Genomic DNA, 9,760 nt, shown 5'->3' on the forward strand with positions numbered 1-9,760 from the left:
CGCGCTTCGGAGGCGCTGCCGCCTTCTGGGGTCGGGCTCATACCGTCAGGCTAGCAAACAAAGAGATAGAACGTTCAGTATTGACATGGAGGTCTCCGGTGCATCTAATGATGTGACTGAACGTTCTCCCTCGGTGTGGGGCAAGACATGACTGTACCCGTTTCAGGGACGTCGTCCTCGCTCCGCCGAGCCTGGCCGTGAGCGGGCGCGGGGCTCACGGCCACACACGTGTCCGCGCGCCAGGTGTCTGCTGGGCGAGGCAAGGGCGTCCAGGTCCACTGTGGGCAGGGGCCAGCCCCCGCTGGTTCTGGCGCTGCCGCAGAGTGCGGCGACGTCCGTTGCGGATTGCCGCGGCCGGGCTGTCCCACGACGTCGACCTGGAGCGGCCAATGAAGGCCCGCGAATGACAAGTCACTATTTGCATGAGATAGGTGCCATGTTCTCGACGACACACCAACAACTCGGCCGTCTCACCGACACCCTGCGGCGGACCATCAACGCGGGACGGGTGGCCACCACCGGGCCGGACTACGACGCCGGCCGAAGCATATGGAACGGCGCCGTGTCGTCCCGCCCCGGCGTCATCGTCCGGTGCGCCGACCCGGCTGACGTCCGGAATGCTGTGCTGGCCGCGCGGGAATCCGGTGTACCTCTGTCGGTGCGAGGCGGCGGCCACGATTGGGCCGGAAGGGCACTGAGTGACGGCGGCCTGACCATTGATCTCTCCGGCCTGCGCCGGGTGGCGGTGGACCCTGTGGCAAAGGTTGCCGAGGTGTCAGGAGGGGCCACGGCCGCCGACCTTGTCGCCGCCACGCAGCCCCTCGGTCTGACCGCGGCGACCGGCTCCGCCGGCTCCGTGGGCATGGCGGGCCTGACACTCGGCGGCGGCTACGGACCGCTCAGCGGGCGCTTCGGACTCGCCCTGGACAACCTGTTGTCCGCTGACGTGGTGCTCGCCGACGGCTCGGTCGTCACTGCCGACGCCGAACGGGAGCCGGACCTGTTCTGGGCACTGCGCGGCGGCGGCGGGAACTTCGGTGTCGTCACCTCGATGCGCGTGCGTCTGCACGCCGTGCCAACACTGCTGTCCGGCATGGTGCTGTACCCGTGGGACCAGGCCGGGACCGTGCTGGCCGGGCTGTCGGACGTCCTGGCTGAGAGCCCGGACGAACTGACCGTGCAGTTCGGCGTCCTGCCTGGCCCCGACGGCAAGCCCGTGGTGTTCCTCTCGCCCACCTGGAGCGGCGACGACGCCACGGCGGGAGAACGCGCGCTGGCACGGCTCGGCACCCTCGGCACACCCCTCGTCTCCCAAGTCGCCCCCACCACCATGCCCGAGATGCTCGCGGCCATCGACGCGCAGTTCCCCTTCGGCCGGCACGTCGAGATCCGCCCTCGTTCCGTACCGTCACTGACCTCGGGAGTGAGTGACATGCTGCGCCTCGCAGGCTCCACCCTGACCTCGCCCCACTCGGCGGTATCCGTGCACAGCCTGCACGGAGCCGCAGCACGAGTACCCGTGACGGAGACGGCATTCGGCAACCGCGCCCCTCACCTCATGGTCGAAATCATCGCTCTCTGGGAACCGGGTGACACCCGGGCAGCGGACCACCGCGCGTGGGCCAGCAACCTGACCGGCGCCCTCGAGCCCGACGCGCTGCCGGGCGGCTACCCCAACCTGCTCGGAACAGACGAGGTCGCACAGATCGCACACGCCTACGGTCCGAACACCGAGAGGCTGCTCGCAGTCAAGCGCCACTTCGACCCGGACCGCGTCTTCCGCGCGACCCCCCTGCCGGTCAAGTCCTGAATCTTTTGAGGCCCGTCCAGGTTTCGCGGTCGCGCCTGAACGACGGTGCAGCCGATGGTAGGCGCCCCATCGAACCACCGGCCCGACACATCCTGGTCAGCGTCGACACGAAGTCGGACGAGCGCCGGCCGGCAGCCAGTCCGCGGACTCTTGGTGAGGTCTAGCCAGCGCACTCTCGGGCTTGTATAGTGAGCGTTACATACAGACGAACAAAGAGTTTCCGATACTGTCAGGTTTAACCTCTTCAGCTCATCGACTTCCGCGAAGGCTGAGTCAGGCGTTGCAATGAGGCGAGGTGCCATGAGCATTGTTGAGCAGGTCGAAAACGCGCCCATGGGCCGCGGCGAGATCCAGGCCGTCGCACTGCGCCGCGGGATGAATCTGCTCGATGGGTTCGACACCCCGGCGACATGTTTCATCGGTCCCGCGATCACGAGTGAATGGCCCCCGTCTCCATCGCGGGTGGGCGTTCCGCTCCGCGGTGGGCCGGCGGGTATGGCATTGGGGGCGCTTTTCCTTGCCCGTCTCGCCGACCGCGTCGGCCGTCGCGGCCTGACCCTCAGTGGCCTTCCGATGGCCTCGCTGGGCATGCGGTGTGCGTCCGTGTCCCAGGACTTCGGTCGCACCGGTGAATTTTTTGGTCCCCTGCCGGTTAATGGGTGATGGTCGCACGCAGGCGGCGGCTCAGAACTTGTGATTATCGGGCAATTCAAGATGCGTAACGTGCAACCAGTACAGGAGGTGGTTGAGCGTGTCGGCCGTATCGAATGAGGCTGCCCTGCCGAGCGCGAGCGCCGGGCGGGACTCTGCCCTCGTCCTGCTCCACGGCGGTGGTCCGGGCGTTGACGCCATGAGCAATTGGGCCACGGTGTATACGAGGTTCTCGGCCACGTTCCGTTGCTTCGCCCCCGACCTGCTTGGCTTCGGCACACAGATCACGGTCGGTGAGGCGGGCGATGGCGGGCTTCACGGGCCGCGGGCCTGGGCGCGGGCCCGAGCCCGGCAGATCCTCCATCTGCTCGATCGCCACGGCCTTGAGCGTGTGCATCTCCTCGGCAACTCGGCCGCAGGCGGAGCAGCAGCGCTGGCCCTCCTGGCCGAAGCACCCGACCGGATCGAGCGCGCAGTCCTCATGGGCGGTGCGGGCACCGGACCGCTGCCTCCTGTCGTTCCCTTCTACGACCAACCGACCAGGAAGTCCATGCGTGCCACGCTTGGCCGTCTGGTCGCAGACGAGAAGGCCCACAGCGATCTTCTCGAGTCCCTCTCCCGCCTCAGGCTGGAACAGGCCCTACGCCCCGGTGCCGAAGCGGCCTTCCGATCCATGTTCACAGATGTTCCGGACGGGCCACCTCCCGTCGACCTGTCGACGGTTCGCACTCCGGTCCTCGCCCTGCACGGGGCGTGCGACCGAGTTGCCTCGGTCGAAGTCTCCGAGCGTCTCGCCGCCGCTCTGCCCTACGGGCGCCTCAAGGTTGTGTCAGGGGCCGGTCACTGGATCCACGTCGATCGGCCAGAGGAGTTCTGCACCCTGGTAGAGGAGTTTCTGAGCTCGTGAAGCATCAAAGCATCAGCAAGGACGACTCGGTCGACATCCTCATTGTCGGGGCCGGACCCACAGGCCTGACCCTCGCCATCGACCTCGCACGGCGCGGCGTGGCGTGCCGCGTCATAGAGGCGACCGAACAGCGGGCCGTCAATCCCCGGTGCAACACCACGTCCGCCCGGTCGATGGAGATTTTCCGGCGGCTGGGGATCGCAGACGAAATCCGGAGTGCGGGGCTTCCCAAGGACTACCCGACATCCATCCAATACCGAACGACACTGCTCGGCGAAGAGATCTTCCGTATCGACCTGCCGTCGGCCGGTGACGTGCTCACCGGTGTGGGCAACGAGCACTGGCCCACACCGGAGCCGCAACACAGGATCTCGCAGCTGTTTCTGGAACCAGTCCTGGAACGGTATGCGAGCGGGCTGCCCGGGCTGGCCATCGAGCGCGGCGCGCGGCTGCTCGAGCTGCGGCAGCACGACGACCATGTTGAGGCGGTTGTGGACTCCGACGGCACCACTCGAGTCCTCCGGTGCGCCTACGTGGTTGGCTGCGACGGAGCCCACAGCACTGTCCGCCGCCAGTGCGGGATCCGCTACCAAGGTGTAGACGCGATTCAGAAGTTCGTCTCGACATTCGTGCGCTCGCCCGAGCTCGGGCGCCTCGCCGCGCGTGACCCGGCCTGGACGTACTGGACCTACGGACGACGTCTCGCGTCCCTGATTGCCATTGACGGGGACGAGCTGTGGCTCAATCACGTCGCCTTCCCGCCTGACCACGACACCGACCACGAGGATCCCGAACTGCTCCTGGCGGAGGCCGTGGGCGCAGAGGTCGAGCACGAGGTCCTCGGCGTGGTGCGGTGGACCGGCCGTCAGCTGGTGGCCGAGCGGTACCACGACGGTCGGGTGTTCCTGGCCGGAGACGCGGCTCACATCTGGATCCCCGTGGGAGGCTTCGGCATGAACGCCGGAATCCAGGACGCGGCAACGCTGGGCTGGATGCTGGCAGCGGTTCACCACGGGTGGGCGCCCCCGGACCTGTTGACCGCGTACGAGAAGGAACGCAAGCCAGTAGGAGAGCAGTTCGCCAGTGCCGTGGGCTCGGCAGCGCGTGCATCCCTCGCTGACCCTTCGCCTGACATCCACCTGCCCGGCCCCGAGGGTGAACAGGCCCGTGCAGAGTTCGCCCGTCGGCTCGCGACGACGGAGCCGCAACGATACTCGCCTGACGGCTTCAGCTTCGGTTACCACTACGCGAGCTCACCGCTGGTGGTCGGGGGCGAGCAGCAGGCCGTCATGAGCATGGGCGCATTCCAGGAGCGGGCCCAGGCGGGATTCCGGCTGCCGCACGCGTGGCTCGACGACGACCGGTCGGTACTGGACGTACTTGGGCCCGACTTCACCCTGCTGCGGACCGACCGCGGTGTCGACGTGGAGCCCTGGGTCAACGCCGCGCGTGAGAGAGGGATCCCCCTCACCGTCGTTGACCTGCCTGGGCGGTGGCCCGAACGCTATCCCGCTGCACTCCTCCTCGTGCGTCCCGACCAGCACATCGCCTGGATGGGAGAGACGGACGTCGCACCAGGGGAGCTCCTGCACACAGTCACCGGGCGCCTTGTTGCCCACAAGCAGTAGAAAGACCGACCAGGAGAAGGCACATGTCATACGCACTGGGCATCGACGTGGGCGGTACGTTCACCGACGCCGTCGCCTCGGACGGTGCCGGCCGTATCGTCTCGGCCAAGACACCAACGACCCCGCCGCACCGCGAGGTCGGCGTCATGCGGGCGATCGAGGACATCGCCGGTGAACTGGGCATCGGCGTCGGCGAACTGCTCTCGCAGACCGACTACATCGCCCACGGCACGACCGCGTCGATCAACGCTCTGGTCCAGGGCCAGGTGGCCGATGTGGGGCTCATCGCCACCAAGGGCCACCGAGACGCGATCTACATCATGAACGCCGAGGGCCGCACTCTCGGGCGGGCCGCCCATGAGATCCAGGACACTCTCCGGCAGCGCAAACCCACGCCGTTGCTTCCCAAGCATCGCGCGCTGGAGGTCACCGAGCGGATCGACCACGCGGGAAAGGTATTGGTCCCGCTGGACGAGGACGAGGTGCGCAGCGTCGCGCAGTCCCTCGTGGACCAGGGCGTCGAGGCGATCGCCGTCTGTCTGCTGTGGTCGTTCAAGAACGGGGTCCACGAGCAGCGCGTCCGAGAGCTGATTCACGAGATCGCGCCGGACATGTACGTCACTCTCTCCTCGGAGGTCAGCCCACGCATCCGCGAGTTCTCGCGGACCTCCACAACGATCATGAACGCGCAGATCGGGCCGCGGCTGCGCATGTACCTGACCCCGCTGCAGGAGCAGTTGGAGGAGGGCGGGCTCAAGGGACCGCTGCTGGTCATGCAGAGCGAGGGCGGGACCATCACGGCCGACCGGGCACCGGAACACGCCATCACCACGGTCGGGTCCGTCCTGTCCGGTGGTGTCATCGGCGGGATGCGCATGGCAGAGCAGTTGGGGCACCGCAACGTCATCACCACCGATGTCGGCGGGACGACGTTCCTGGCGGGGCTGATCGTCGACGGGGAGCCGGTGATGGCGCCTGGTTCCATCGTGAACCAGTTCCCGATCAACGCGGCGACCATCCGTGTGCACACGATCGGTTCCGGTGGCGGGGCGCTCGCTTCCGTGGACTCCGGCGGCAATCTGCGGCTGGGCCCACAGAGCGCAGAGGCCGTCCCCGGGCCCGCCTGCTACGGCAACGGCGGCACCCGTCCCACCAACACCGACGCCAACCTGGTCCTCGGCATCCTCAGCCCCCACGGGCTGCTCGGAGGCAGGAAGCCTCTCAGGATGGACCTGGCGCGCGAGGCGATTCGCGAACACGTGGCCGAACCGCTCGGCCTCACCGTCGAAGAAGCCGCCATTGCCATCCACGAGGTGCAGAACGCGCAAGCGGGAGACCTTCTGCGCCGGGCCGTCGTGCAGGCCGGCTACGACCCCCGTGACTTCGTTGCATACGCCTTCGGCGGTGCCGGACCAGCCCACTGCGCCGGATACTGCCAGGACCTGGGAGTGAGCGAGGTCGTCGTTCCGCTCGGCCCCGTCGCCTCCGCCTTCTCGGCCTACGGGCTCGCGGCCTCGGACATCGTCCTGAGCGCTGAGCTCTCCGATCCCTCGTCCTTCCCGGTCGAGCACACGGTGCTGGAGTCCCACTACGCCCGGCTTGAAGCCGATCTGCAGCGTGCGCTTGACCGGCAGAAGGTGAAGTTCCAGGACGTGACCATGCAGCGTGAGGTCGACCTGCGCTATTCGATGCAGGTCAACGAGCTTGCGACCACCATTCCGGACGGTGAGTTCACTGAACGCACCGGGGACGAGATTCTGGAGCGTTTCGAGGAACAGTACGAGCGCATAAACGGGTCAGGGGCCGGCTACCGCGAAGCCGGCGTGCAGGCGATCACCTACCGTGCGCGAGCCAGGGCCAGCCTCGACTTCCCCGTCATCCTGCCGGATGTCGCGCAGGCCGCCGGCGCCGACCCCGCCGAGGCACTGCTCCACGAGCGCCATGTCTGCCTCGACTCGCAGACTGGCTTCGTGCCTACCCCCGTCTACGACTACGCCCGGCTGCGCGCGGGGCACGAGATCACCGGACCGGCGATCGTCGATGTGCCGACCACGGTGGTGGTGGTTCCTGCCGGTGTGACCGGCCGTGTCGACCGTCTCGGCAACCTCGTGTTGAGTTACCAGTGAGGACAGCTTCCATGACATCGAAGATCCCTGGAGCGGACGAGTTCACCAGCCGGCCCATTCCGCGCGAGGAACTGCTGCGGCAGATCTCGCCCACCCTGCCGCTGCACCAGATCGATGACGAACAGGCGGACCAGGTCAACGCCTTGACCTATGAAGTCGTCCGGCATCGCCTGTGGGCCATCACCCAGGAGATGGGGGAGACGCTGCGGCGGATGTCTGGCTCGCACGTCGTCACCGAGTCCAACGACTTCAACTTCTCCATCTGTGACGAACTCGGCGAGCAGGTCCAGGTCGGCGCCTACAACGTGGGCCTGATCGGGTCCATGGATCTGGCCATCGTCTGGACACTGCGCAACCGCAGTGACAACCCGGGCATCGCCGAGGGCGACATGTTCCTCTGCAACGACCCGTGGATCGGGGGCGGGCTGCACCAGAACGACGCTGCGGTGCTCGCTCCGATCTTCCACGAGGGCAAGCTGTTCGGTTGGACAACGGCCATCGCCCACCAGGTCGACCTCGGTGGGCCGCGGCCGGGCTCCTTCAGCCCGTCGGCCCAGGACGTGTTTGGTGAGGCGGTGCCTACGCCGCCCATGAAGGTGGTCCGGGGCGGGGTGCTGCAGCGCGACGTGGCTGACGCCTGGGTCCGCAGGTCGCGGCTTCCCCATATGGTGGGGCTTGACCTGCGTGCCAAGATTGCCGCGAACAAGAACGCGGCGGAGCAGATCCTCCGGCTCATCGACAAGTACGGTGCCGACACCGTCAAGGCCGTGATGCGCCGGATGATGGACGATGCCGAACGCCGGCTGCGGGCCAAGCTGAAGACCCTGCCCGACGGGACCTGGACCGCGGTCGGATACCAGGAGCAGTCGCAGACCGGTGACCGCGACCTGCACGCCATCAAGGTCGCGATGACCAAGGAAGCCGACCGGCTGGTCTTCGACTTCCGGGGAACAGCCGGGCAGACCGGCATCATCAACTGCCCCTACCCGGGGCTGCGGGCCGGGATCGTCTTCACGATGCTGCCCCTGCTGGCCGGGGACATTCCTTGGGCGGCAGGCGGGCTCATGCGCTGCTTCGAGATCATCACGGACGAGGACACCATCACCAACGCCTCGTTCCCGGCAGCCGTGGGGAAGGGGCCATTCGGCCCGGCGTGGGGATCGGGCAACCTGGTCGCCGAGGTAATCGCCAAGATGCTGGACGCCGAACCCGACCACCGCGACGATGTGCAGTCGATCTGCAACGGCACCACCGACCTCTGTGTGGTGTCCGGCGTCGACGTCCGCGGAGGCGGCAGCAAGGGCTTCGTGTCGCCCATCTTCGACGTCATGGCCGGCGGCTACGGAGCCCAGGTGCATCACGACGGCGTCGACACCGGCGGACGGCTCATCATTCCCTCCGCGCGGGCACCCGACGTCGAGATGACCGAGTACCTCTACCCTCTGGTCGCCCTGTGGCGACGCGAGCAGACCGACTCCGGTGGGCCGGGTCGGCAGAGGGGCGGGATGAGCGGCTCAGTCTGCTACGTACAGCATCCGGACCAGACCGGGACGATGTCACTGGTCATCTCCGGCACGGGCAAAGCCGCGAACCAGAACGTCGGCCTGGCCGGAGGTTACCCGGGCAATTCCCAGCTCGACCTCGTGATGCGCGGCATCGACGTACCTCAGCTTGTCGGGGCGACAGCGATTCCCTCCGGGCTGGACGACATCGGTGGCGACATCGAGGTGCTCCCCTGTGAGGGGGAGTCGAACCTCGGGCCCGGTGACGCGCTTTACCTGCACTGGCAGGCGGGCGGAGGATACGGTGACCCCTTGCTCCGCCCGGCCGAGAGGGTATGCGACGACGTACTGCAAGCGCGCATTTCGCCCCAGGCGGCGAAGGACGTCTACGGCGTGGTCCTCCAGGAGGACACCCGAGTGGACGTGGCCGCGACCGAGGAGACTCGCTGGATGCTGCGGCAAGGGCGGGCGACGGATGCGGGCCTGCTCGCCACGGGCCTCGTGCCCATCAGCACGCCGGACCTGAACGGCGCCCACCGGCTCGACGACAATCTCGCCTTCATGGAGTCACCGGAAGGCAGGACGGTCGTGTGTGTGCACTGCATGACCGAAATCGGACCACTGGCCGATGGCGCTTTCGTCGCGGCGTTGGCCCGCCGTGATTCGCCCCCAACCCAAGCCGGCCCGCACATTTGGCACGATCCATCAGTCTACGTCGACGCGGAAGTTGTCTTCCGTCAGTTGTTCTGCCCGGGGTGCCTGACTACGGTCAACTCCCGCGTCGTCCCAGTTGACCACCCCCTGCCCTCCGACGAATACCGGAGGTGGGGGGGATGAAACCACGCCCTGCCTGACCGTCGTCGCCGACGCGGCTGCGAGGGGGACGGCACCAGGACACCACCGGTGACAGGTGGCGACCACGGTCAGTCTTGGGTGGTGCAGCGAACGGTGCACTGTGCACTCAGCATCAACCCGGACTGACCGATCGCACAGTCCGGACGACATCGTGCCAGTCACTCCGCACATCGCGCCGGACCTATCATGGCTCTATGGCTAAGGTGAGGGAATCCGCATTGCGGTAGCTGTCAAGTCAAATGAAACGAATGTGCGGCTATGAACTGTGTTGCTGTGGTTCG

General features: G+C 67.2%; 6 protein-coding genes. All 6 read left to right on the forward strand.

Going from position 1 to position 9,760, the window contains the following annotated elements; genetic code table 11:
• Positions 1–436: 436 nt before the first annotated feature.
• The gene (locus IEZ19_RS48285; protein WP_189317722.1) at positions 437–1,810 is read left to right on the forward strand and encodes an FAD-binding oxidoreductase; all 1,374 of its coding nucleotides are present in this window, start codon (positions 437–439) and stop codon (positions 1,808–1,810) included.
• Positions 1,811–2,110: 300 nt separating this feature from the next.
• Positions 2,111–2,473 carry an MFS transporter gene (locus IEZ19_RS48290; RefSeq protein ID WP_189317723.1) on the forward strand — a complete coding sequence of 121 codons (363 nt, stop codon included), beginning with the start codon at positions 2,111–2,113 and terminating at the stop codon, positions 2,471–2,473.
• Positions 2,474–2,561: 88 nt separating this feature from the next.
• Positions 2,562–3,368, forward strand: a complete 807-nt coding sequence (locus tag IEZ19_RS48295; protein WP_229841692.1) for an alpha/beta fold hydrolase — start codon at positions 2,562–2,564, stop codon at positions 3,366–3,368.
• A complete protein-coding gene (locus IEZ19_RS48300; protein WP_189317724.1) occupies positions 3,365–4,996 on the forward strand; it encodes an FAD-dependent monooxygenase in 1,632 nt (543 codons plus the stop codon). Before IEZ19_RS48295 ends, IEZ19_RS48300 begins: the two co-directional genes overlap by 4 nt.
• 23 nt (positions 4,997–5,019) lie before the next feature.
• Positions 5,020–7,122, forward strand: a complete 2,103-nt coding sequence (locus IEZ19_RS48305; protein WP_189317725.1) for a hydantoinase/oxoprolinase family protein — start codon at positions 5,020–5,022, stop codon at positions 7,120–7,122.
• Positions 7,123–7,133: 11 nt separating this feature from the next.
• Positions 7,134–9,461 carry a hydantoinase B/oxoprolinase family protein gene (locus IEZ19_RS48310; RefSeq protein ID WP_189317726.1) on the forward strand — a complete coding sequence of 776 codons (2,328 nt, stop codon included), beginning with the start codon at positions 7,134–7,136 and terminating at the stop codon, positions 9,459–9,461.
• Positions 9,462–9,760: the final 299 nt, after the last annotated feature.

It is taken from the genome of Streptomyces brasiliensis (genome assembly GCF_014647875.1).
GTDB classification, from domain to species: Bacteria; Actinomycetota; Actinomycetes; order Streptomycetales; family Streptomycetaceae; genus Streptomyces; species Streptomyces brasiliensis.

Coding starts and splice junctions, on each gene's coding strand:
- IEZ19_RS48305 (WP_189317725.1), top strand. CDS start 5,020: ATGTCATACGCACTGGGCATCGACGTGGGCGGTACGTTCACCGACGCC.
- IEZ19_RS48310 (WP_189317726.1), top strand. CDS start 7,134: ATGACATCGAAGATCCCTGGAGCGGACGAGTTCACCAGCCGGCCCATT.
- IEZ19_RS48285 (WP_189317722.1), top strand. CDS start 437: ATGTTCTCGACGACACACCAACAACTCGGCCGTCTCACCGACACCCTG.
- IEZ19_RS48290 (WP_189317723.1), top strand. CDS start 2,111: ATGAGCATTGTTGAGCAGGTCGAAAACGCGCCCATGGGCCGCGGCGAG.